General features: G+C 74.1%; 20 protein-coding genes, 1 pseudogene and 1 riboswitch. Of the genes and pseudogenes, 5 read left to right on the forward strand and 16 right to left on the reverse strand.

Annotated features, from left to right (window positions below):
• Positions 1-36: 36 nt before the first annotated feature.
• Entirely contained in the window at positions 37-393 is a 357-nt protein-coding gene (locus ACIBPC_RS13050) for a VOC family protein (protein ID WP_362967440.1), read from the forward strand.
• A gap of 232 nt (positions 394-625) precedes the next feature.
• A complete protein-coding gene (locus ACIBPC_RS13055) occupies positions 626-1684 on the forward strand; it encodes a polyprenyl synthetase family protein (protein ID WP_398843697.1) in 1059 nt (352 codons plus the stop codon).
• Positions 1685-1705: 21 nt separating this feature from the next.
• On the opposite strand, the gene ACIBPC_RS13060 is transcribed toward ACIBPC_RS13055, so the two are convergent.
• Genes ACIBPC_RS13060 through argC form a run of 6 tightly spaced genes read right to left on the reverse strand, consistent with a single transcriptional unit; the run spans position 1706 to position 6968 of the window.
• A complete protein-coding gene (locus ACIBPC_RS13060; protein ID WP_398843699.1) occupies positions 1706-2032 on the reverse strand; it encodes an NIPSNAP family protein in 327 nt (108 codons plus the stop codon).
• A 53-nt stretch (positions 2033-2085) separates the two neighbouring features.
• On the reverse strand, positions 2086-2658 hold the full coding sequence (locus tag ACIBPC_RS13065; RefSeq protein WP_362967446.1) for an arginine repressor: 573 nt from the start codon (positions 2656-2658) through the stop codon (positions 2086-2088).
• Positions 2659-2672: 14 nt separating this feature from the next.
• Positions 2673-3872 (reverse strand): acetylornithine transaminase, encoded by a 1200-nt coding sequence (locus tag ACIBPC_RS13070; RefSeq protein WP_398843702.1) that lies wholly within the window; start codon positions 3870-3872, stop codon positions 2673-2675.
• Positions 3872-4810, reverse strand: coding sequence for an acetylglutamate kinase (gene argB / locus ACIBPC_RS13075; protein WP_362967450.1), 939 nt, complete (start codon positions 4808-4810; stop codon positions 3872-3874). Before argB ends, ACIBPC_RS13070 begins: the two co-directional genes overlap by 1 nt.
• Positions 4807-5943, reverse strand: coding sequence for a bifunctional glutamate N-acetyltransferase/amino-acid acetyltransferase ArgJ (gene argJ, locus ACIBPC_RS13080; RefSeq protein ID WP_398843705.1), 1137 nt, complete (start codon positions 5941-5943; stop codon positions 4807-4809). Before argJ ends, argB begins: the two co-directional genes overlap by 4 nt.
• On the reverse strand, positions 5940-6968 hold the full coding sequence (gene argC / locus ACIBPC_RS13085) for an N-acetyl-gamma-glutamyl-phosphate reductase (protein WP_398843707.1): 1029 nt from the start codon (positions 6966-6968) through the stop codon (positions 5940-5942). The genes argJ and argC overlap by 4 nt, the downstream gene beginning before the upstream one ends.
• A gap of 534 nt (positions 6969-7502) precedes the next feature.
• Here argC and ACIBPC_RS13090 point away from each other — a divergent pair.
• Together ACIBPC_RS13090 and ACIBPC_RS13095 are read left to right on the forward strand one after the other, a co-directional pair.
• Positions 7503-7673: a hypothetical protein gene (locus tag ACIBPC_RS13090; RefSeq protein WP_398843709.1), complete on the forward strand. Its 171-nt coding sequence runs from the start codon at positions 7503-7505 to the stop codon at positions 7671-7673.
• Positions 7674-7833: 160 nt separating this feature from the next.
• A complete protein-coding gene (locus ACIBPC_RS13095; protein ID WP_398843712.1) occupies positions 7834-8007 on the forward strand; it encodes a hypothetical protein in 174 nt (57 codons plus the stop codon).
• Positions 8008-8030: 23 nt separating this feature from the next.
• Here ACIBPC_RS13095 and ACIBPC_RS13100 read toward each other — a convergent pair whose 3' ends face one another.
• The 5 genes and pseudogenes from ACIBPC_RS13100 to ACIBPC_RS13120 form a co-directional block, all read right to left on the reverse strand.
• Positions 8031-9146 (reverse strand): FAD-dependent oxidoreductase, encoded by a 1116-nt coding sequence (locus tag ACIBPC_RS13100; protein WP_398843715.1) that lies wholly within the window; start codon positions 9144-9146, stop codon positions 8031-8033.
• Between the two features lie 71 nt (positions 9147-9217).
• Positions 9218-10108 (reverse strand): annotated as a pseudogene (locus ACIBPC_RS13105) (alpha/beta fold hydrolase).
• 81 nt (positions 10109-10189) lie between these two features.
• Positions 10190-12574 carry an ATP-binding cassette domain-containing protein gene (locus ACIBPC_RS13110; RefSeq protein WP_398843717.1) on the reverse strand — a complete coding sequence of 795 codons (2385 nt, stop codon included), beginning with the start codon at positions 12572-12574 and terminating at the stop codon, positions 10190-10192.
• Between the two features lie 119 nt (positions 12575-12693).
• Positions 12694-13161, reverse strand: a complete 468-nt coding sequence (locus ACIBPC_RS13115) for a hypothetical protein (protein ID WP_398843719.1) — start codon at positions 13159-13161, stop codon at positions 12694-12696.
• 106 nt (positions 13162-13267) lie between these two features.
• The gene (locus ACIBPC_RS13120; protein WP_362967468.1) at positions 13268-14143 is read right to left on the reverse strand and encodes a phospholipid scramblase-related protein; all 876 of its coding nucleotides are present in this window, start codon (positions 14141-14143) and stop codon (positions 13268-13270) included.
• A gap of 414 nt (positions 14144-14557) precedes the next feature.
• On the opposite strand from ACIBPC_RS13120, the gene ACIBPC_RS13125 reads away from it, so the two are divergent.
• On the forward strand, positions 14558-14860 hold the full coding sequence (locus tag ACIBPC_RS13125) for a hypothetical protein (RefSeq protein ID WP_398843723.1): 303 nt from the start codon (positions 14558-14560) through the stop codon (positions 14858-14860).
• Positions 14861-15253: 393 nt separating this feature from the next.
• Here the strand turns inward: ACIBPC_RS13125 and ACIBPC_RS13130 are convergent, their stop codons facing one another.
• The 5 genes from ACIBPC_RS13130 to ACIBPC_RS13150 all read right to left on the reverse strand — a co-directional run bounded on the left by ACIBPC_RS13130 (position 15254) and on the right by ACIBPC_RS13150 (position 22206).
• The gene (locus ACIBPC_RS13130; RefSeq protein ID WP_398843725.1) at positions 15254-16237 is read right to left on the reverse strand and encodes an ECF transporter S component; all 984 of its coding nucleotides are present in this window, start codon (positions 16235-16237) and stop codon (positions 15254-15256) included.
• Positions 16234-17865 carry an ABC transporter ATP-binding protein gene (locus tag ACIBPC_RS13135; RefSeq protein ID WP_398843728.1) on the reverse strand — a complete coding sequence of 544 codons (1632 nt, stop codon included), beginning with the start codon at positions 17863-17865 and terminating at the stop codon, positions 16234-16236. Before ACIBPC_RS13135 ends, ACIBPC_RS13130 begins: the two co-directional genes overlap by 4 nt.
• Entirely contained in the window at positions 17862-18992 is a 1131-nt protein-coding gene (locus ACIBPC_RS13140) for a CbiQ family ECF transporter T component (RefSeq protein ID WP_362967476.1), read from the reverse strand. Before ACIBPC_RS13140 ends, ACIBPC_RS13135 begins: the two co-directional genes overlap by 4 nt.
• On the reverse strand, positions 18989-19981 hold the full coding sequence (locus tag ACIBPC_RS13145) for a hypothetical protein (RefSeq protein WP_398843731.1): 993 nt from the start codon (positions 19979-19981) through the stop codon (positions 18989-18991). The genes ACIBPC_RS13140 and ACIBPC_RS13145 overlap by 4 nt, the downstream gene beginning before the upstream one ends.
• 150 nt (positions 19982-20131) lie before the next feature.
• Positions 20132-20255, reverse strand: a riboswitch (cobalamin riboswitch).
• A 133-nt stretch (positions 20256-20388) separates the two neighbouring features.
• The gene (locus ACIBPC_RS13150) at positions 20389-22206 is read right to left on the reverse strand and encodes a glycoside hydrolase family 2 protein (protein WP_398843734.1); all 1818 of its coding nucleotides are present in this window, start codon (positions 22204-22206) and stop codon (positions 20389-20391) included.
• Between the last annotated feature and the right edge of the window lie 8 nt (positions 22207-22214).

Here is a 22214-nt window from a genome sequence, read left to right on the forward strand (position 1 = left end):
TCAGGTCTGCGCAGCCAGGGCGGAAGGAGCCGTCGCATGCCCGGTGAGGTCGCGTTCGTCGAGCTGGGCGTGGCCGACGTCTCGCTCGCCAGGACGTTCTACGCGGGCCTCTTCGGGTGGAGTTTCGCGCCGGGCCCCGCGGCGGACGGGGTGATGGTCTCGGGCCTCGGGGTGCCCGGCGGGCTGCACGGCGGGGACCGGGGCGCGCGGCCGGTCGTCTTCTTCCTCGTCGAGGACATGGACGCGGCGCTGACGAAGGTCCAGGCGCTCGGCGGCTCGGTGGACAGCACGGCGCTCGACGGCGACGCCGGGACGCAGGCGCGCTTCGGCCGTTTCGTGCTCTGCCGGGACGACCAGGGGTCGCGCTTCGGGCTGCACCAGCCGCCCGCCTGACGCCCGCGCTCATCCGTACGGGTGATTTTCGGCCGCGCGGAACGACGGGTGCGCGGGGCGGCGGCGGGGCCGGACGCGCTGGTCAGCGGCTCGCGGCGGGCCGCGGGGCGCGTACGGGAGGCGCGTGGGCCGTGCGAGGGGTCGCGGCACGCCCCGTTCCGGCGCACCGGCCGAGCGGCCAAGCTGTCGCGAGGGCCGCGGACCGCCCGGCCCAGAAGCGGAGGGCACAGTCATGACCACAGCACCGGACGCCGGGGTCGGGCAGGCGGCCCGCACGGCGCTGCGGCGCAGCCGCACGGTGGTGGACCCGGCGCTGCGGGAGTGGGTGGCGCGGCTTCCCGAGCCGGTCGCGCGCGTGGCGTCGTACCACTTCGGCTGGACCGACGCGGCGGGGCGGCCGTCCGACGCGTCGGGCGGCAAGGCGCTGCGGCCCGCGCTGGTCCTGGTCAGCGCGGAGGCCGTGGGCGGGCTCGCCGCCGACGCGGTCGCCCCGGCCGTCGCCGTCGAACTGGTGCACAACTTCTCCCTGCTGCACGACGACATCCTCGACGGCGACACGACGCGGCGGCACCGCCCGACCGCCTGGACCGTCTTCGGCTCGCCCGCCGCGCTGCTCGCCGGGGACGCGCTGCTCGTCCACGCGGGACGCGTCCTGTGCCACGAGGCGGCGGAGCCCAGGACGGTGATGGGACTGCGCTGGCTGATGGAGGCGACGACCCAGCTGATCGAGGGCGAGCAGGCGGACATCGGCTTCGAGGAGCGGGACCGGGTGACGCTCGCCGAGTGCCTCGCGATGACGGAGCGGAAGACGGCGTCACTGCTGGGCTGCTCGTGCGCGCTCGGCGCGCTGTGGGGCGGCGGGGACGAGGCGCGCGTCGAGGCGCTGCGGCGCTTCGGCACCCACCTGGGCATGGCGTTCCAGCTCGCGGACGACCTGCTGGGGATCTGGGGCGATCCGGCGGTGACGGGGAAACCGGCCGGGGCGGACCTGGCGGTGCGGAAGAAGTCGCTGCCGGTCGTCGCCGCCCTGGACTCGGACACCCCGGCCGGGCGCCGCCTCGCCGAGCGGTACGCCAAGCCGCCGGGCGAACGGGACAGCGCGCCGGACCCGGAGGAGGTGGCGGCGCTCGCCGGGCTGGTCGAGGAGGCGGGCGGCCGTGCGTGGGCGGAGGAGGCCGCCGGGGAGGAACTGCGGCTGGCGCTGGAGAGCCTGGAGTCGGCGCGGCCGGCCGCGCCCGCGGGCGAGGAGCTGGCGGCGCTGGCCCGGCTCGCGGCGCGGCGCGACCACTGAACGGGCTCCCCCGGCGCGCGTTCAGCCGTCGCCGGGCGGGTCGCCGGGCAGCATCGGGCGCATGAACGTGCGCTCGTGGCGCAGCACGCAGCCGCTCTCGTCCCTGATGCGGTCCGCCTCGACGAACGCCGGGTCGCGGCCGAACAGCGCGCGGTACCGCTCGTACGCGGCGAGGCTGGGGAAGCTGAAAAGGGCGAGCGCCTCGTCGCTCGCCCCCTCGGCCGGGAGGAAGTAGCCGTGGTGCGTGCCGCCGTGGGCGTCGACCAGTTCCATCCAGCGGCGCCCGAAGCGTTCGAACGCCTCGGTCTTGGCGGGGTCGATCACGTACCGGACCACACAGGTAATCACCCGCACGAGACTAGTGCGGTGCCCGCGCCGGGTGCACGGCGCGGGCGGTCCGGCTACGCGTCCGGCTGGTCCGCGTCCTTGTGGGCCGGGTCCTTCTGGGCCAGCCGCAGCAGGTGGTCGGCGAGCGGCTGGCCGCCCACCGGGTCGCGGCTGATCAGCAGGACGGTGTCGTCGCCCGCGATCGTGCCGAGGATCTCGTGGACCTCGGCCTGGTCGATGGCCGAGGCGAGGAACTGGGCGGCGCCCGGCGGGGTGCGCAGGACGACGAGATTGGCGGAGGCCTCGGCGGAGATGAGGAGTTCGCCCGCGAGGCGCGCCATCCGTTCCTCCTTGGCCGACTCGCCGAGCGGCGCGCGGGGGGTGCGGAAGCCGCCCTCGCTGGGCACGGCGTAGATCAGCTCCCCTCCGGCGCCGCGGATCTTCACCGCGCCCAGCTCGTCCAGGTCGCGGCTGAGCGTCGCCTGGGTGACGCTCAGGCCGTCGTCCAGGAGCAGCTTGGCGAGCTGGCTCTGGGATCGCACGGGCAGCCGGTTCAGGATGTCCACGATCCGGCGGTGCCGTGCCGCGCGGGTCTGCGGCACGGCGGGGCGCGCGGGCTCCCCCGGCGGCTGCGGTCCGTCGTTCATGTTCCCCCTCCGGGTCATCTGCCGTCCGCCGCGCGGGCCGCCGCGTCGGCCGTGTCCAGGATGCCGGGCAGTGCCGCGAGGAGCGCGTCCACCTCGGCGTCGCCGATGATCAGCGGCGGGGCGAGCCGTACGGTGTCGGGGACGGCCGCGTTGACGAGGAACCCGGCGTCCTGCGCGGCCTGCTGCACCTCGCGCGACACGGGTTCGGTGAGCACGACACCGATCAGCAGCCCGGCGCCCCGCACGCTGTCCACCAGGGGGTGGCCGAGGTTCCAGATCCCGTCGCGCAGCCGCTCCCCCGTCCGCTTGACGTGGGCGAGCAGCCCCTCGGACTCGATGGTGTCGAGGACCGCGAGGGCGGCGGCGCAGGAGACGGGGTTGCCGCCGAAGGTGGTGCCGTGGCCGCCGGGGGCGATCAGGCCGGCGGTGTCGCCGAACGCGAGGACCGCGCCGATCGGCAGCCCGCCGGCGAGGCCCTTGGCGAGCGTGATGACGTCGGGCTCGACGCCCTCGGCCTGGCAGGCGAACCAGTGTCCTGTGCGCCCTATCCCGGTCTGCACCTCGTCGAGGACGAGGAGGGTGCCGGTGGCCCGGGTGATCTCGCGGGCGGCCGTCAGGTAGCCCTCGGGCGGGACGACGACGCCGTTCTCGCCCTGGACGGGTTCGAGGACGACGAAGGCGGTGTCGGTGGTGACGGCGGCGCGCAGTGCCTCGGTGTCGCCGAAGGGGACGTGGGTGACGGAGCCGGGCAGCGGGTGGAAGCCCTGCTGCTTCCCGGGCTGGCCGGTGAGGGCGAGGGCGCCCACGGTCCGGCCGTGGAAGGCGCCCTGGGTGGCGACCATGTGGGTGCGGCCGGTGAGGCGGCCGATCTTGAACACGGCTTCGAGCGCCTCGGTCCCCGAGTTGCAGAAGAACGCGCGCCCGGGGCGTCCGGCCAGGGCGAGGAGCCGCTCGGCGAGGGCGACGGGGGGTTCGGCGACGAAGAGGTTGGAGACGTGGCCGAGGGTGCCGATCTGCTCGGTGACGGCGCGGACGACGGCCGGGTGGGCGGTGCCCAGGGAGTTGACGGCGATGCCGGCGAGGAAGTCGATGTACTCCTTGCCGTCGGCGTCCCACAGCCGGGCGCCCTCGCCGCGGGCGACGGGGATGCGGGGGGTGCCGTAGTTGTTCATCAGCGCGCCCTGCCAGCGGGCGGTCAGCGACTCGTTGCTCATCACGGCTCCCCTTGTGTGTCGTCGGGTGTGTCGACCGGGGTCTCGTCGGGCACGACCATCGTCCCGACCCCCTCGTCGGTGAAGATCTCCAGCAGGATCGCGTGCGGCACGCGGCCGTCGATCACGCGCGCGTTGCCGACGCCGTTGCGGACGGCGTACAGGCAGCCCTCCATCTTGGGCACCATGCCGCTCGACAGCTCGGGCAGCAGGGTCTCCAGCTCGCTGACGGTGAGGCGGCTGATGACCTCGTCGCTCGCGGGCCAGTCGGCGTACAGGCCCTCGACGTCGGTGAGGACCATCAGCGTCTCGGCGCCGAGTCCTGCGGCGAGGGCGGCGGCGGCGGTGTCGGCGTTGATGTTGTAGACGTGGTCGTCGTCCTCGCTGCGGGCGATGGAGGAGATGACCGGGATGCGGCCGTCCGCGAGCAGCGCCTCGACGGCGCCGGTGTCCACGGCGGTGACGTCGCCGACGCGGCCGAGGTCCACGCGTTCGCCGTCCACCTCGGCCCAGCGCTTGGTGGCGGTCATCAGGTGGGCGTCCTCGCCGGTCATGCCGACGGCGAGGGGGCCGTGCCGGTTGAGCAGGCCGACCAGCTCGCGCTGGACCTGCCCGGCGAGGACCATGCGGACGACGTCCATGGCCTCGGGCGAGGTGACGCGCAGGCCGGCGCGGAACTCGGAGGTGAGGCCGACGCGTTCGAGCTGCGCGTTGATCTGGGGGCCGCCGCCGTGGACGACGACGGGGCGCAGTCCCGCGTGGCGGAGGAAGACGACGTCCTGGGCGAAGGCGGCCTTCAGCTCCTCGTCCACCATGGCGTTGCCGCCGAATTTTATGACGACCGTCCGGCCGTGGTGGCGGGTGAGCCAGGGGAGCGCCTCGATGAGGATGCGCGCCTTGGGCAGCGCGGTGTGTTTGCGGGTGGTACCGGCAGCAGTCATGTGGAGTGGGCGCTGTTCTCGTGAACGTAGTCGGCTGTCAGGTCGTTGGTCAGGATCTCGGCGGACGCCTCGCCCGCGCCGAGGTCGGCGGTGATGCGGACCTCGCGGTAGCGCAGGTCGGCGCGGGCGGGGTCGTCGGCGGCCTGCCCGTCGCGGCAGACCCAGACGCCGTTGAACGCGACGGCGAGGCGGTGCGGCTCGAAGGCGGCCGACGTGGTGCCGAGGGCGGCCACGACGCGGCCCCAGTCGGGAACCTCGCCGTGGACGGCGCACTTGAGGAGGTTGCTGCGGGCGACGGCGCGGCCCGCCTCGACGGCGTCGTCCTCGGTGGCGGCGCCGGTGATGCCGACGCGGATGTCCTTGGACGCGCCCGCGGCGTCCTGGACGAGCTGGCGCGTCAGGTCGGCGCAGACGGCGCGGACGGCGCGGACGGCCTCGGTGAACGCCTCCTCGCCTGGCGTGATGCCGGAGGCGCCGGAGGCGAGCAGGAGGACGGTGTCGTTGGGGGACGTGCGGCCGTCGGAGTCGACGCGTTCGAAGGTGGTGCGGGTGGCGGCGCGCAGGGCGCGGTCAAGGGCGTCGGGCGGGAGGTCGGCGTCGGTGGTGAGGACGGCGAGGAGGTCGGCGCCCTTGGCCATGCCGCCGACCGTCCAGCCGTCGCCGTCGGCGGTGGCCGTCTTGTGGGTGGTGTCGGTGCTCTTGATGGCGAGGGCGGCCTTCTCGCCGCCGTGCGGGGTGCGGGCGGCGGCGGCGCTGTCGATGCCGGGCAGGAGCCGGTCCATGGGCAGGCGGGTGCCGAAGGGGCCGGTGGAGGCGACGGCGATCTCGGCGGCGTTGTGGCCGAGGACGGCGGCGGCGCGTTCGGCGGTGGCGTGGGTGTCCTGGAAGCCGAGGGGGCCGGTGCAGGCGTTGGCGCCGCCGGAGTTGAGGACGACGGCGGTGACCTGGCCGGCGGCGAGGACCTGCTGCGTCCACAGGACGGGGGCGGCCTTGACGCGGTTGGCGGTGAGGACGCCCGCGGCGGCGGCGCCCGGTCCCTCGTTGACGACGAGGGCGAGGTCGGGGGTGCCGTCCGGCGTGATCCCGGCGGCGACGCCGGTCGCCGTGAAGCCCCGCGCGGCGGTCACGCTCACGGCGCGATCCCGGTGGCGGGCAGGCCGAGGTCCTCGGGGAGGCCGAGGGCGATGTTCATGCTCTGCACGGCGCCGCCCGCGGTGCCCTTGGTGAGGTTGTCGATCGCGCTGATCGCGATGAGGCGGCCCGCGGCCTCGTCGTACGCGACCTGGAGCAGCGCGGCGTTCGACCCGACGACGGCGGCGGTGGTCGGCCACCGGCCCTCGGGCAGGAGGCGGACGAACGGCTCGTCCGCGAGCGCCTTCGCGTACGCCTCGCGCAGGGTGGCGGCGGTCAGTCCGGGCTTCGCCTTGGCGCTGCACGTCGCGAGGATGCCGCGCGGCATGGGCGCGAGGGTGGGGGTGAACGAGACGGTGACCCGCTCCCCGGCGACGGCGGAGAGGTTCCGGACCATCTCGGGGGTGTGCCGGTGGAGGCCGCCGACGCCGTACGGGCTCATGGCGCCCATGACCTCGCTGCCGAGCAGGTGGGGCTTGGCGGCGCGGCCCGCGCCGGACGTGCCGGACGCGGCGACGACGACGGCTTCGGGCTCGGCGAGACCGGCGGCGTAGGCAGGGAAGAGCGCGAGGCTGACGGCGGTGGGGTAGCAGCCGGGGACGGCGATGCGCTTGGTGCCGCGCAGGGCGTCGCGGGCGCCGGGCAGTTCGGGGAGGCCGTAGGGCCAGGTGCCCGCGTGGGGGGAGCCGTAGAAGCGCTCCCAGTCGGCGGCGTCCTCCAGGCGGAAGTCGGCGCCGCAGTCGACGACGAGGACGCCGTCGCCGAGCTGCTCGGCCACGGCGGCGGACTGGCCGTGGGGCAGGGCGAGGAAGACGACGTCGTGCCCGGCGAGCGTCTCGGGCGACGTGGTCTCCAGGACGCGGTCGGCGAGGGGCAGCAGGTGGGGCTGGCTGGCGCCGAGGGGCTGCCCGGCGCTCGCGTTCGCCGTGAGGGCGCCGATCTCGATCTCCGGATGCCCCAGCAGCAGGCGCAGGATCTCGCCCCCCGCGTAGCCACTCGCTCCCGCCACCGCAGCGCGCACGGTCATCGCCTCCTCGTCACCGGAGGCATGACTATACGCAGCACGACAGTTTTATGCAATCGAACAGCCGGAAACCGGCGCCGCTGACGAGACTGAGCGTTTCACTTGGCGAGTGAGCCGTCGACATGGCGGGGCTGTGCGCTTGAGTTGGCGGGCAGGGTGGCGGGCTGGCCTCTCGCCTGCGGGGTCTTCGCGGAAACCGGTACGCGAGGCCGGTGCGGCGGGCTGTGCCGGGGGCATGGAGGTATCGGTCCGCACACCGGAGGCCGGATCCCGGCCGGTGTGGTCGCGAAGCTGCACTCTGGCTGAGCTCGTCGCGCCGTCCAGCATCGTCCCGCGTGCCTTCGGGCGGCTGGAGACGCGACCGGGATGGGCCCGGCGGTGGACGGCGCCGTGGAAGACGGCCGGGGCGGAGGTGCTCCGCCGGGTTCAGGACCTGGCCGGCTTCCCGGCGCTCGCTTCGGTGCCGGTACGCGGGTTCACCTGGCGGGCTCGGCAGCGGCACCGCCCGGGCCGCAATACATGGTGGCCACGGGTCGGATGCACGGCTTCGAGAGTGTGGCCGAGCGTCGCATGCTGCTGGCCCTGGACTTCCTGGGCGGCGCCGAGGAGGTGCTGTCTCAGCCGTTCAAGCTCACGTTCACCACCGATGACGGCGGTGAGGAGCACACGCCGGACTTCTTGGTCTGCTGCCGGGCACGGCGGTGCTGATCGACGCCCGGCCCGGCCACCTCGTCAAGGACGAGGATCTGGTGAAGTTTGCCGCGGCCGAGGAGGCGGCAGCTGCGGCCGGGGGCGCTACATGGTGGTGACGGGCTGGCGTCGTCACGTGGCGACTGGACTGGATGCCCTGTCCGCCCGACGCCGCGCCATGACTGACCGATCGCCTACGGCGTGCCCCCGCTCCTGGTGGGCGTGGCTCGGGGCGGCCGAACTCCTGGGGGTGGCGGGCCTGCCGGCCGGCCTGGCCGTCTACTTCGTCGGCGCGGTCGTCACGGTGGTGCGCGTCCGCTCTACCGCCACGCCGGCCGTCGGTCTCGTCTGACCCGCCCCGTTGTCCATCAGAGGTCAGGACGGCTGGAGTTCGTCGAAGAAGGCGAGGGCTTCGGCGGGGTCGGGGCTCACGAGGCGTTCGAGACCGGCCGCCGTGATTGCGGCCCACCTGGCAGCCCGTGCCCGCATCCGTTCCTCGAAGGCGCGGACGGCCGTGTCGAGGTCGCCGGGGTCGGCGGTAGCGAGGGATTCGGCGAGTTCGGCGCCTTCGAGCAGCGCGAGGTTCGCGCCCACGCCCAGGGGCGGCATCAGGTGGGCGGCGTCGCCCAGGAGCGTCACGCCGGGGACGTGGGCCCAGGTGTGGGACATGGGCAGGACGTGGAGGGGGCGGCGGACGAAGGCGGTGCCGTGGCGGAGGAGGTCGAGGACGGGGGCGGCCCAGCCGTCGAACAGGGCCAGCAGGTCCGAGCGTGTGGCGTCGGCGTCGGCCGGGCCCGTGGGCCGTTCCAGCGCCGTGCGGAACTGGGCGTACACCTTCACGTGGCCGCCGCTGTTGCGCTGGGCGACGAGGGAGCGGTTCGCGCCGTACACGGCCATGGAGCCGTCGCCGACCAGGCGGGCGAGGCCGGGGTGGCGGGTGTCGATGTCGTCCAGGGAGGTCTCGACGACAGTGATGCCCGTGTAGCGCGGCGTGGCGGGCGAGAGCGCCGGGCGGACCCGGGACCAGGCGCCGTCCGCGCCGATGACGAGGTCGAACGTCTCCTGCCGCCCGTCCGCGAGGCGGACCAGCGCGCCGTCCGGGGTGCCGGGCACCACTTCCGTCACGCTCCTCCCCCACCGGACGTCCAGGGAGGCGAGCAGCAGGTCGCGGAGCTGTCCGCGGTCGATCTCGGGGTTGGCCAGGTCGCCGGGGGCGGGGCGCCAGTCGCGCAGGACGGTCCCGTCCGTGTCCAGGATGCGCATGGCCTGTCCTTCGGGGCGCGACAGCGCGAGGAAGTCCGCCAGCAGGCCCGCCTTGGCGAGCGCGAGCTGGCCGAGTCCTTCCTGCAGGTCGAGCGTGCCGCCAGGGGGGCGGGCGTCGGGGGCGGGATCACGTTCGAGGACGGTGACGGGGTGGCCGTGGCGGTGCATGACGCGGGCGAAGGCCAGGCCGCCGGGCCCGGCGCCGACCACGGCGATACGATGTCTCATATCGATACACCGTATTGAGCTGGACGGCGCATCGCAATGGGGTGGGGGTGATCTTGCGGTGGCGGCGGTGGTCAGCCCCTCCGTTCCGCGACCGGCGATGTCCGCCAGAAGCCGTGCAGGGCGGCGGCGAGTTCGTCCGGCGCCTCCTCGGCGATGTGGTGGCCGGAGGCGATCGGGGCGCCCTCAAGACGGTCCCCCGCCCAGTCGCGCCAGACGGCGAGGACGTCGCCGTAGAGGTCCGCCATGTCGTCGCGCGTGGCCCACAGCACCTGGACCGGGCAGGCGATGCGCCGTCCAGCCAGCCGGTCGGCGTCGTCGTGCTCGCGGTCCACGCCGAGGCCGGCGCGGTAGTCCTCGCACATGGCGTGGACCGTGGCCGGGTCGTGGATCGCCCTGCGGAAGTCCTCGTACGCCTCGGGGCCCATGTGCTCGGGCGTCGTCGCTTACCAGGCGTCGGGGTCGGCGTCGATGACGCGTTCGGCGGGCTTGGCGGTCTGGCCGAGGAAGAACCAGTGCCACCAGCACGCGGCGAACTTCGCGTCGCAGCGCCGCAGGGCCTCCCCGATGGGTACGCCGTCCAGGACGGTGAGCGCGGAGACCGCCGCCGGGTGGTCGAGGGCGAGGCGGGTGGCGACGTACGCGCCGCGGTCGTGGCCGACGACGGCGAACCGTTCGTGCCCCAGGCCGCGCATCAGGGCGAGGCAGTCGGCGGCCATGGCGCGTTTGGAGTACGGGCGGTGGTCGGGGTCGGTCGGCGGTTTGGAGGACTCGCCGTAGCCCCGCAGGTCGGGGCAGACCACCGTGTGACCGGCGGCGGCGAGCCGCGGGGCGACGCGGTGCCAGGTGGCGTGCGTGCGGGGGTGGCCGTGCAGGAGGAGGACGGGCGGGCCGCTGCCGCCGTGGCGTACGCGCAGCTCCGCGCCGTCCCCGGGGCGCCGTTCCAGCGTGAATCCGTCGAACACAGGACCTCCCGCGTCTCATGGGCCACGGTCCTGCTGCCCCGGACGGGGTGGGGTACGCGTCGCGGCGGGCGGCGGGCGGGGTCAGGCGCCGGTGTACGCGGCGAGGTGCTCGCCGGTGAGGGTGGCGCGGGTGGCGGCGAGTTCGGCGGGGGTGCCCTCGAAGACGACGCGTCCGCCGTCGTGCCCGGCGCCGGGGCCGAGGTCGATGATCCAGTCGGCGTGGGCCATGACCGCCTGGTGGTGCTCGACGACGATGACCGACTTGCCGGAGTCGACGAGGCGGTCGAGCAGGCCGAGGAGCTGTCGCACGTCGGCGAGGTGGAGTCCGGCGGTGGGTTCGTCGAGGACGTAGACGCCGCCCTTCTCGGCCATGTGCGTGGCCAGTTTGAGCCGCTGCCGCTCGCCGCCGGACAGGGTGGTGAGCGGCTGGCCGAGGGCGAGGTAGCCGAGGCCGACGTCGGCGAGCCGGTCGAGGACGGCGCGCGCGGCGGGCGTACGCGCCTCGCCGTCGCCGAAGAACGCGCGGGCCTCGGTCACCGGCATCGCGAGGACCTCGCTGATGTCGCGGCCGCCGAGGCGGTGTTCGAGGACGGACGCGTGGAAGCGCTTGCCCTCGCACTCCTCGCAGGTGGTGGCGACGGGGGCCATCGTGGCCAGTTCGGTCCAGATGACGCCCGCGCCCTTGCACTCGGGGCAGGCGCCCTCGGAGTTGGCGCTGAACAGGGCGGGCTTGACGCCGTTGGCCTTGGCGAACGCCTTGCGGATCGGGTCGAGCAGGCCGGTGTACGTGGCGGGGTTGCTGCGGCGCGAGCCGCGGATCGCGGTCTGGTCGACGGACACGACGCCCGCGCCCGCCGGGACCGACCCGTGCACGAGCGAGCTCTTGCCTGAGCCCGCGACCCCGGTGACGGCGACCAGTACGCCGAGCGGGATGTCCACGTCCACGGCGCGCAGGTTGTGCGCCGAGGCGCCCCGGATCTCCAGCGCGCCGGTGGGCTTGCGCACCGTCTCCTTGAGCGAGGCGCGGTCGTCGAAATGGCGGCCGGTGAGGGTGCCGCTGGTCCTGAGGCCGTCGACGGTGCCCTCGAAGCAGACGGTGCCGCCCGCCGTGCCGGCGCCGGGGCCGAGGTCGACGACGTGGTCGGCGATGGCGATGGTCTCCGGCTTGTGCTCGACGACGAGGACGGTGTTGCCCTTGTCCCGCAGGCGCAGCAGGAGGTCGTTCATGCGCCGGATGTCGTGGGGGTGGAGGCCGGTGGTGGGCTCGTCGAAGACGTAGGTGACGTCGGTGAGCGCCGAGCCGAGGTGGCGGATCATCTTGACGCGCTGGGCCTCGCCGCCGGACAGCGTGCCCGAGGAGCGGTCGAGGCTGAGGTAGCCGAGGCCTATCTCGACGAACGAGTCGAGGGTGCGGCCGAGAGTGGTGAGGAGCGGGGCGACGGAGGGCTCGTCGAGGCCGCGTACCCAGGCGGCCAGGTCGCTGATCTGCAGGGCGCAGGCGTCGGCGATGCCGGTCCCGCCGATCCGGGAGGAGCGCGCGGCCTCGCTGAGGCGGGTGCCGTCGCAGTCGGGGCAGGTGGTGAAGGTGACCGCGCGGTCCACGAACGCGCGGATGTGCGGCTGCATGGCCTCCCGGTCCTTGGCGAGGAACGACTTGCGGACCTTCGGGATCAGCCCCTCGTAGGTGAGGTTGACGCCTTCGACCTTGACCTTGGTGGGCTCGCGGTACAGGAAGTCCCGCATCTCGGTCTCGGTGTAGTCGCGGATGGGCTTGTCGGGGTCGAGGAAGCCCGACTCGGCGAAGAGCCGCACCGTCCACCAGCCGTCCGCCTTGTAGCCGGGGACGGTGATCGCGCCTTCGGCGAGGGACTTGGAGTCGTCGTAGAGCTGGGTGAGGTCGATGTCGGAGACGGTGCCGCGGCCCTCGCAGCGGGTGCACATGCCGCCGGTGCGGCTGAAGGTCTGCTTGACGGTCTTCTTGGCGCCGCGCTCGACCGTGATCGCGCCGCTCGCCCTGACCGTGGGGACGTTGAAGGAGAACGCGCCGGGCGGGCCGATGTGCGGCTGCCCGAGGCGGCTGAAGAGGATGCGCAGGAGGGCGACGGCGTCGGTGGCGGTGCCGACCGTGGAGCTGGGGTCGGAGCCGAGGCGCTGCTGGTCGACGACGATGGCGGAGGTGAGGTTCTCCAGGACGTCGACCTCGGGGCGTACCTGGGTGGGCATGAAGCCCTGGACGAAGGTGCTGTAGGTCTCGTTGACCAGGCGCTGGGACTCGGCGGCGATGGTGCTGAAGACGAGGGAGCTCTTGCCGGAGCCGGACACACCGGTGAAGACCGTCAGCCTGCGTTTGGGGATCTCGACGCTGATGTCCTTGAGGTTGTTCTCGCGTGCGCCGTGCACGCGGATCACCTCGTGGCTGTCGGCGGCGCGGGGCGCGGGGGAACGGTGGTGCGGTGTGCTGGCCATTCCGGTCGTTTCCTGTCTGCTGAGGGGGCGCGGGCCGCGGGGCGGTGTCATGCCCGACGCTACGAGGCGGTGGTGGATCGTGCTTCTTCGATCCTGACCGGTTTCGTCGGGCTCCCGGCTCAGCGGGGCGGCGGTGCGGAGGCGGCGACGGAGCGGTGGAGGGGGATGGCGGTCGCCGTGACGAAGACACCGAAGAGCGTGATGGGGAGGAGCCCCACGGGGCGGAGGAACCATGTGGGGTCGTCGCGGAGCATGGGCCAGTTGGTGATCCAGTTCGCGGTCACGTCGGCGGCCATCACGGTTGCCGCCAGGACGATGCCGGGTGGGCGTACGCGGGACACGAGGAGTACCACCAGCGGGTCGAGCACGACCAGGCTGAGGTAGAAGGCCTGCATGGCGGGAGGGCCGAGGCTCGTGTAGGCGTGGATGCCGCCGGTGGCGATGTCGAGGACGTGGGCGGCGGTGCCCTGGGCGAAGCCTGCGAGGTAGGCGATGAGTGCCCAGCGGACGGGACGGGGCTGGGCCGCCCAGCGTTCGCGGACGGGTGTGGGCGCCGGGGCGTCGGGGGTCGGGAAGGGCGGGTTCACGGCGAGGGTGCGGAAGGTTCCCGTGGCCGGGGCGGCGCGGCCGGCCCGCGCTCGTTGCGGTGGCGAGCACGGCCGGCCGGGTGGGGGCGCCGGTCGGCGGACGGGGTCAGCCCAGTCCGCGCGCGTCCTGCTTGAGGGCCGTGTCCACGGTGAGGGCGGTGGCGACGACCAGGCTGAGCAGGGGATCGGGCAGCTGGCGGTGGATCTGGAGAACGTAGTTGTCCGCCGTGGTGAACATCGTCTTGGCGAGGCCTTCCCACGTCTTGGTGATGCGGGCGACCTCGGTGCCGGTGTGGTCGGTGACGCTGAAGTTCCACGCGCGCCAGTTCTCGGCCTGGAGGGTGCCGAGCCGCTGGCCGTTGGCCTCGATGGAGAAGTTGATCTTGCCGATCGCGTTCTGCTGGATGATCTCGCCGACCTGCTGTCCGTCGGGCCGGGCGACGATGACGCGCGACTTGATGAACTTGGCGGGGCGGGTGAGCATCAGCTGGGGCTGCCCGTGGGCGTCGCGTATCTCCAGCCGGTGCGTCATGTACTGGTCGAGGCTGGTGAGGAAGCGCGCGGCCTTCCGCAGGGTGCTCTGGCCGACCTGCGTCACCGTGCCGATGGTCCGGCCGTGCTGGTCGAAGACGCTGTACTCGTTGGTCAGCTCGATGAGCTTCGTCTTCTGGTTCACGACGAGCACGGGCTCGGTGAACAGGGAGCCGCCGCTCACCCCGGCGGGCGCCGCGCCCGCGCCGTACTGGCCCTGCTGCGGGATCTGGGGCTGGCCGTAGCCGGGGTCGCCCTGGGGCTGAGGCTGGGCCTGGGGCTGCGGGGGCTGGGAAGGCTGCTGCGGCTGCGCCGAGGGGGCGGACGCCGGGGCGGCGCCGCCTGCGTGGGTGTGCGAGGTCCACTGGCTCCCGTCCCACCAGCGGAGCTGGTTGGGGGTTCCCTGCGGGTCTGCGTACCAGCCCGCCGGCGTGGTCGGTTGTCCTGTCATGCGGGGCAGGTTACCCGGCGGGAGTGACGTGGTGGCGGGGAGGAAGGGACAAGGCGGACGGGCAAGAGGGGTGGCGGGGGGTGTGGGCGGCGGGACCGGGGATGCGTGAAGGGGTTTACGGGGCTGCTGACCAGGCATGATGCGGGGTGCCGGGTGTTGTGGGGAGTGACGTGGTGGGGGTCTGGCGGGGCGTGGGCGGTTGACCGGGCAGGGAGCACGGGCGACCGGGTTTGTTTGCGTTGAGGAAGACTCGGATGGGCTCGCCGAGAGGATGTGGGGCAGGTCGTGGCGGAGGGAAATCTTCCGGTGGTGGATGCCGAGGGGGCGGACCGGTTTCCGTCGCGGCCGGTGCGGGACATCAGGGTGCTGCACGCGCGTCAGACGTCGTGTCCCAGTGACTTCGCCCTTGTCCTGGTGGATTTCGAGCCGTGGCTGCCCGGCGTGACGCTGGAGACGGCGGCGGAGTATCAGACCCAGGGAGGTACGCGGGAGGAGCACCGGCAGTATCGCGAGGCGTTCCTCGACGGGGTGCGGACGGAGGTGGACGCGAAGTCGCTGGACGCGGCGGTGTCCCTGGTACTGCGGGAGCTTGTCGTGCACGAGGTGGACTCCCATGAACGGGCGTTCCACTGGGCGGGGCGGCTGGCGGTCCGTGCCTGCCTGGAGCGGCTGAACGGCCGGGCGCACCGTCCGAGGCGCCCTCGGCCCCGGCGCTGAATCGTCGTCGCGTCCTGGCCCGCCCCCAGCGAAGATCGGACCATCTTCCTTATCGTGCGGGCTGTGGACAACGCACGACGGCTGTCGGCGGGCGGCTGACAGGATCGCCGCCATGAACGCATTGCAGCGATTCCGGGAGTCCCGGGACGAGAACGACGAGAACGACGAGAAAGAGGTCGGCGTCCCGAGGGCCGCCGCTGTCGCACCCGCCACCGCATCCGTGCCCTCCTCCCCTTCCCGGCCGTGTGCGGGGCTCGGGCCGCGCCGGGGAGCGCGGGGGCGGCGCTCCGTGCCTGACGCGGTCGGGAGCGGGCGCCTGCGGCGGCCTCGGAGCGGTGGGACGCCGGACGGGCGTGCCTGCGGCGGGTGGGGAGGGCTGTGCGCGGCGGCGGGTCACGGCCAGGACGACGTGGGGGACGGCGTGGGGGACGCCGCCGGAGGCGGGGCCGAACGGCCGGGAGCCGCGGTCGCGGCCGTCCCCTGCTCAGGGACGGTCCCCGTGATGTGCCCGCCGGTGGTGTCGTCCGGTCCGGCGGACGCGGTGAAGGTGACCGGGGCGTCGAAGGCGGCGCGCCGGGCGGCGCGGCGCAGCGTGGTGAGCACGGCGGGTCCGAGGGCCAGGATGGCGGCGGCGTTGGTGAGGGCCCTGCCGGTGTCCCAGCCGAGGGTGGAGTTGAGCAGGGTGAAGATGCCGAAGGTGTGGAGGTTGGTGAGGACGCCGGCCTCGGGGTCGATGGAGAGTTCGGTCCCGTCTCCGGTGGCGTAGGGCCAGAACCAGAGGTTCATCAGGAGTCCGAAGACGTAGGCCGCCACGATGCCGTAGCAGACGAGGAGGGCGGTCTCGGCGCGTCCGGTCGCCCGGCGCGGGAGCAGCCCGGCGCCGAGGCCGACCCAGCCCGCCGCCATCATCTGGAAGGGCAGCCAGGGGCCGACGCCCGCCGTCAGCAGGGCGGAGGCGAAGAGGGAGACGGTGCCGAGGGCGAAGCCGAAGCCGGGGCCGAAGACGCGCCCCGCCAGGATGAGCAGGAAGAAGACCGTCTCGATGCCGGCGGTACCGGCGCCGAGGGGCCGCAGGGCGGCGTTCACCGCCGCCAGGACGCCCAGGAGGGCGAGCGCCTTGGGGTCGAGGCCGCCCTCGGTGATCTCGGCCAGGACGACGGCGAGCACGACGGGGAGGAGGAGCACGAACAGCAGGGGGGCGTGACCGCTGTGGGCGATCGCCTCGGGTGCGGGAGGTGAGAGGAGGGGCCAGCAGAACATGGCGAGCCCGATGAGGGAGGCCAGGACGAGGACGACGGCGGTGCGGGGTCCGATGCGCAGGACGGTGACCCGGTGCGTGGTGGCGGCTCCGGACGACGGCTCGGGGTGGGCGGTCATGGGCGCGCCTCCGAGAGGGTGAGGGCGGCGGCGACCTGGTCGGGGGTCAGCCAGGGTTGGGGGCGCAGCACCTTGGCCACCTGGGGTGCGAGGGACGGGGAGGAGCAGATCACGTCGGCCGTGGGGCCGTCGGCGACGGTCTCGCCTTCGGCGAGCACGGCCACCCGGTCGGCGGTGGCCGCGACGAACTCGACGTCGTGGGTCGCCGTGAGGACGCTATGGCCGCGGTCGGCGAGGTCGCGGACGACGCGGCCGAAGGCGCGCTTCGCCCGGTAGTCGAGGCCGCGGGTGGGTTCGTCCAGGAGCATCACGGCGGGAGCCGCGGTGAGCTGGATCGCGAGAACGAGGGCGAGGCGCTGGCCCTCGGAGAGGTCGCGGGGGTGGCGGTCGCCGGGGACGCCGGGGGCCAGCCGGTCGAGCAGTGCGCGGCAGGTGCCGGGGGCGGCTTCGGACTCCTCGTCGGACTGGGAGCACTCGGCGTCGACCGTCTGGAGGTAGAGGAGGTCGGCGGCGCTCTGCGGGACGAGTCCGACGAGGGTCCTGGCCCGATGGGCGGGCAGTGAGGCGGGGTCGCTGCCGGAGACGGACACGTCGCCGGAGCGGCGGGGTCCCGAGCCCTGCAGGGCCCAGAGAAGGGAGGACTTGCCGGAGCCGTTGCGGCCCATGAGGGCGGTCACCTCGCCCGGGTACAGCGCGAGGTCCACCTCGCGGACGGCGACGGTGGAGCCGTAGGCCACGGTGATCCGCCGGGCGGTGAGGGCGGGGGTGCGGTCGGCGGGGGGAGGTGGCGGCGGGGTCGGCAGGCGGTCGGCGAGGCGTTCGCGCAGGGACGGGGCGTGGCGGCGGGCGTCGCGGACGGAGAGGGGCAGTGGGTGCCAGCCCGCGACGCGGCCGAGGTGGACGACGGGCGGGGCGATGTCGGCGGTGGCGAGGTCCGGCATCAGCTCGCCGGGGGTGCCGTCGCGGACGGTGCCGTCGCCGGGGAGGTGGAGGAGGCGGTCGGCGTACTGGAGGACGCGTTCCATGCGGTGCTCGGCGATCAGCACGGTGGTGCCCAGGTCGTGGACGAGCCGCAGGACGGCGGCGAGGACTTCCTCGGCGGCGGTCGGGTCGAGGGCGGAGGTGGGTTCGTCGAGGACGAGGACGGCGGGGTGGGCGGTGAGGACGGAGCCGATCGCCACGCGCTGCTGCTGGCCGCCGGAGAGGGTGCGCAGGGCGCGGTGGCGCAGGTCGGCGATGCCGAGGAGGTCGAGTGTCTCCTCCACGCGCTTGCGCATCGTCGCCGGGGGGACGGCGAGTTGCTCCATGCCGTAGGCGAGTTCCTCCTCGACCGTGTCGGTGACGAATCCGGCGAGGGGGTCCTGGCCGACGGTGCCGACGAGGTGGGCGAACTCCTGTGGGGGCGCCGAGGCGGTGGACCGGCCGGCGACGGTGACGGTGCCGGTGAGGAGGCCGCCGGTGAAGCGGGGCACGAGGCCGTTGACCGCGCCGAGGAGGGTGGACTTGCCGGAGCCGGTGCGCCCGGCGACGAGGCACAGCTCGCCTTCGCCGACGGACAGGTCCACGCCGGTGAGGGTCGGCGTGTCGGCGCCGTGGTAGGTGAGTCCGACCTGGTCGAAGCGGATCACGCGGCGGCCTCCCTGGGCTGCGGCTGTACGGAGGGCCGGGTGGGCGGGGTGGGGGGTGGGGGCGGGGCCAGGTGGGCGGGCAGGAGACCGGCGAGGACGGCGAGGAGGGGAAGGAGTGTGACGTCGGGCCAGGTCAGCGGTGAGAGGGCCGGGTAGAGGGTGGCGGGGTCGGTCCGGGAGGCGGCGTACATGAGGACGGCGGCGGTGAGTCCGGAGGCGGCGGTCAGCAGTTCTCCGGCGCGCCAGTGGTCGGGGCGGTAGCCGGTGCGGCGTACGCGTCGCCCGCCGAGGGCGAAGCCGAGCACGGCGACGGCGGTGCCGGTCAGCAGCATCGGCACGCCGAGGTAGCCGGGGGCGTTGGTGTCGAGCACGCCGTAGAGGCCCGCGGCGATGCCGAGGAGCCCCGCGATGACGAGGACGCCGACGGTGAGGCGGGCGCGGGGAGTGGCGGTGCCGGTGCGCCCGTAGCCGCGCGAGGACATGGCGGCGGCCAGGGCGAGGGAGCGGGCGAGGGCGTCTTCGAGGACCGGGATCAGGATGCCGCGCAGGGCCCGCCGTCCGCGTTCGCGCGCGCCGCGGAGCCGCCGGGCGCGGCGCACCCGCTGGACGCTCTCGATCAGCTGCGGCGCGACGGTGAGGGCGACGACGACGGACGTCCCGATCTCGTGCAGCGCGCCCGGCATGGCCTTGAGCATCCGCTTGGGGTTGGCGAGCGCGTTGGCCGCGCCGACGCAGACGACCATGGTGGCGAGCTGGAGCCCGTCGTAGAGGCCGCCGAGCACCTCCTCGGCGGCGACCGGGCCGAACAGCCGGATGCCCGCGGCCGCGTCGGGCAGCGGGATCTCGGGGAGGGTGAAGAGGATGTGCTCGCCCTGTCCCCCGCCGAGGACGACCCTGAACACGACGCGCATCAGGACGATGACGGCGCCGAAGACCAGGTACATCCGGAACGACAGGGCCCAGGGGGCGTCGGTGCGCCGCCGCACGACGACGTAGCCGGTGACCGCGAGCAGCAGGGCGAGCAGGAGCGGGTTGGTGGTCCGTCCCGCGACGACGGCGAGCCCGAGGGCCCACAGCCACCACGCTCCGGGGTGCAGGGAACGGGGCAGCGGGCCTGGGGGTGTCATGCGTCGTCGGCTGGTGCGGCGGCGCGGCGCCTGCGGCGTGCGGTGACGATGCCGCCGGTGCCGAGGACGGCCAGCAGGGCGAGGACGCCGAGGGTGAGGGGTGACGGGCCGGAGGAGCCGTCGGTCTCCGCTTCGGCGTAGGCGCTGTCCTCACCGGCCCAGTCGGAGTCCCCGTCGGCCCCGGCGGCCTGCCCGGAGGGTGTGGCGGTTCCGGTCGCCGGTTCGCCGGTCGGCGTCGCGTCGGGCGAGGGGGTGGGGCTTTCGTCCGGCGGGGTCGCGTCCGCCTCTTCCGGCTCCTCGTCGGGGGCGGGGTCGGTGGCGGCCGGTTCGCCGGTGGGTTCCGCGCCGCCGCTGTCGCCGCCCGTGGCCGGTGGGTCCTGAACGGGTGGCTGCGGGGTGGGCGGTGCATCGGGTGCGCTGCCGCTGCCCCCACTGCCACCGCCGCCGGGGGCGGGCGGTTCGGCGGGCGTGCCGACGCGCAGGGGTGCGACACCGGGGGCGATCGACTCCCCTTCCGCCACGCCGAGCTGGAAGGACCAGCCGTCGATGCTGCCCTGCGGCGGCGTCCGGTTCACCGCGCCGCGCTGGCTGTAGCGCCACGGCCCGCCGTTCTCCGCGTGCCAGTAGGACCAGTACGCGGTGGCGGGCGGTGTGTCGGCGCACGGCTCGCGGTCCACGCCGGGACGGCCGTTGATGCGGCAGACGAACGAGTCGCCCCAGCGGGCGGTGCCGGCCACGTCGAAGCCCGCGTTGCGCAGCGCCGCCAGGCCGTCGCGCTGGCTGCCGGGCGCGCAGCGGACGACGCGGCCGCCGCCCAGTTCGCGGAAGTCCACAACGACGCTGACGCCGGAGTCGTCCGGGCAGAACCCGGGCGTCCCGGCCGCCGCCGGACGTGCCGCGAGCGCGCTCCCGGCCGCGGCGGGCCACAGCAGGTGGAGCACCGCGACGAGCAGGCCGGTGACGGCTGCTCTGACGGTGGGGCGGGACATCGCGTGCCTTTCCCGTTGGGCAGCCGGAACCGGCCCACCGGGGGTCCCGGCACGGCGGCCCCTGACGCGCGTTCGTACGGCTGGTACGAGGCGGCAGGGGCCGGGGGGCCGGGACGGCTGAGGGCTCCACGCTGCAGACCATGACAGTGAGAGAAGTCCGCGTCGCACGGTGAGCGTTCCGGCTCACGGCACCACCCTTGCGGGGGCCGCTCACGGTTGCAGGTCAGCGCCGGATTCGCACCGGCTTCCCTCCGCCGTACACGCATTCAGTTGTGGGGCGCCCGCCCGGATACACGGGCGAACTGCGCACAAGGATACGGCCGTCCGCGCCGCCCCGGCCAGAGCACCACCCGCGCGGGCCCCGCCCCAGCGGGTGGGACGGGGCCGGAACGGTGCGGCGGGGGACGTCAGTCGGTCTCGATGGCGGCCGGGCGGAGCTGGGCCTCGCGCACCCGCGCCACGTCCAGCTTCTCGCTGCGGTCGAAGCGGTAGACGCCGTTCTGCTCCTGGAAGACGTCGGTGAGCTGCGTGTAGCAGTAGCCGAACATGTCCGGGTCGTCGAGCAGCACGCCGGTGAGGCCCGCGAAGCGGGTCTGGAACTCCTCCTCGTCGCGCGGCCGGTCGCCGTAGCCCCAGGACTCGGTGCGGTCGTCGCCCGCCGCGTCGGCGGCGGCCTCGGGGTCCCACCAGATGCCGCCGAACTCGCTGACGAAGTACGGCTGGCCGCGGTAGGGCAGCGAGTACGCGGCGCCGTCCGAGTACGCGTTGGCGAACGGCTTCCCGTCGGCGAGGCCCGAGACGGCCTCGGCGAACCGGCCGGGGTCCTGCTCGTAGTTGTGCGAGTCCCAGATGTCCGTCTCGATGACGCGGTGGGCGTAGCCGGAGGCGTCGATGACGGGACGGGTGGTGTCCATGGCCTTGGTGGCGAGGAACATGCCGCGGGTCACGGCGTCGAGCTGCGTGATGCGGTCGTGCAGCTTCTGGTAGGTCTCGTTGAGCGGGCACCAGCCGATGATCGAGGGGTGCGAGTAGTCGCGCTCGATCGCCTCCAGCCACTGCGCCGGGTACGAGGCGTCGGGCTGCTGGTTGTCGCCGGAGGAGCCGCCCACCTCGGCGCCCCAGTCGCCGAACTCGCCCCAGACCAGGTAGCCGAGGCGGTCGGCGTGGTACAGGAAGCGCTCCTCGAAGACCTTCTGGTGCAGGCGCGCGCCGTTGAAGCCCGCCGCCATCGACAGTTCGATGTCGCGGACGAGGGCCTCGTCGCTCGGCGCGGTCATCAGCCCGTCGGGGTACCAGCCCTGGTCCAGCACGAGGCGCTGGAAGACGGCGCGGCCGTTCAGCGTGACGGCCTTGCCCCGGATGCCGACGGCGCGCAGTCCGGCGTAGCTGTCGACGGCGTCGAGTTCGGTGCCCTCGGCGTCCAGCAGGGTCAGCCGCAGGCCGTAGAGGTGCGGGTCCTCGGGGCTCCACTCGCGGCGGCGCTCCTCGGACACGGGCAGGTAGAGGCGGGGCGCCAGGTCGAGGTCGGCGCGGGCCTCCGCGCGCGCCACCTCGCCGTTCTCGTCCGACAGGACGGCCACCACGCGGTGCCCGGGGCGGTTGGCGGACAGCGGCAGTTCGAGGTGGAACGCGGAGCCCGCCAGGTCGGGGGTGATCCGGGGGCGGCGCAGGTGCACGTCGGCGACCGGCTCCAGCCACACCGTCTGCCATATGCCGGTGGTGCGTGTGTAGTTGCAGTCGTGGTTGGCGTACTTCAGGGCCTGCTTGCCGCGCGCCTGCGGGCCGGACTTCGGGTCGCGGGCGCGGACGGTGATGACGGCCTCCTCGCCGGGCTCGGCGACGCCGGAGAGGTCGGCGGTGAAGGACGTGAAGCCGCCGCGGTGGCGGACGACCTCGGTCCCGTTGACCCACACCGTCGCGTCGTGGTCGACGGCGCCGAAGTGCAGCAGCACGCGGCGGCCGGTCCACTCGGCGGGCAGGACGAGGGAGCGCCGGTACCAGACGGCCTCCAGGAAGTCGGTGTCGCCGATGCCGGACAGCTCCGACTCCGGGGCGAACGGGACGGTGATCGTGCCGGTCAGCTCGCGGTCGAGCAGGCCGCGTTCCAGGCCGCTGTCGCCCCTGTCGGTCTCAAACTGCCAGGCGCCGTTGAGGTTCAGCCAGTCACGGCGGACGAACTGCGGGCGCGGGTACTCCGGACGCGGCACGGCGGTGGGAGTGGGCACGGGTGCTC

This window comes from Streptomyces sp. NPDC049879 (genome assembly GCF_044461265.1).
In the GTDB taxonomy this organism is placed as follows: Bacteria; Actinomycetota; Actinomycetes; order Streptomycetales; family Streptomycetaceae; genus Streptomyces.

Excerpts from the sequence above, each read along its gene's own strand:
- argB (WP_362967450.1), bottom strand. The coding sequence starts at position 4,810 with ATGACTGCTGCCGGTACCACCCGCAAACACACCGCGCTGCCCAAGGCG.
- ACIBPC_RS13140 (WP_362967476.1), bottom strand. The coding sequence starts at position 18,992 with ATGACACCCCCAGGCCCGCTGCCCCGTTCCCTGCACCCCGGAGCGTGG.
- ACIBPC_RS13120 (WP_362967468.1), bottom strand. The coding sequence starts at position 14,143 with ATGACAGGACAACCGACCACGCCGGCGGGCTGGTACGCAGACCCGCAG.
- ACIBPC_RS13145 (WP_398843731.1), bottom strand. The coding sequence starts at position 19,981 with ATGTCCCGCCCCACCGTCAGAGCAGCCGTCACCGGCCTGCTCGTCGCG.
- argC (WP_398843707.1), bottom strand. The coding sequence starts at position 6,968 with ATGACCGTGCGCGCTGCGGTGGCGGGAGCGAGTGGCTACGCGGGGGGC.
- ACIBPC_RS13050 (WP_362967440.1), top strand. The coding sequence starts at position 37 with ATGCCCGGTGAGGTCGCGTTCGTCGAGCTGGGCGTGGCCGACGTCTCG.
- ACIBPC_RS13130 (WP_398843725.1), bottom strand. The coding sequence starts at position 16,237 with ATGACCGCCCACCCCGAGCCGTCGTCCGGAGCCGCCACCACGCACCGG.
- ACIBPC_RS13070 (WP_398843702.1), bottom strand. The coding sequence starts at position 3,872 with ATGAGCAACGAGTCGCTGACCGCCCGCTGGCAGGGCGCGCTGATGAAC.
- ACIBPC_RS13095 (WP_398843712.1), top strand. The coding sequence starts at position 7,834 with ATGACTGACCGATCGCCTACGGCGTGCCCCCGCTCCTGGTGGGCGTGG.
- ACIBPC_RS13100 (WP_398843715.1), bottom strand. The coding sequence starts at position 9,146 with ATGAGACATCGTATCGCCGTGGTCGGCGCCGGGCCCGGCGGCCTGGCC.
- ACIBPC_RS13065 (WP_362967446.1), bottom strand. The coding sequence starts at position 2,658 with ATGAACGACGGACCGCAGCCGCCGGGGGAGCCCGCGCGCCCCGCCGTG.
- ACIBPC_RS13090 (WP_398843709.1), top strand. The coding sequence starts at position 7,503 with ATGCACGGCTTCGAGAGTGTGGCCGAGCGTCGCATGCTGCTGGCCCTG.
- ACIBPC_RS13110 (WP_398843717.1), bottom strand. The coding sequence starts at position 12,574 with ATGGCCAGCACACCGCACCACCGTTCCCCCGCGCCCCGCGCCGCCGAC.
- ACIBPC_RS13055 (WP_398843697.1), top strand. The coding sequence starts at position 626 with ATGACCACAGCACCGGACGCCGGGGTCGGGCAGGCGGCCCGCACGGCG.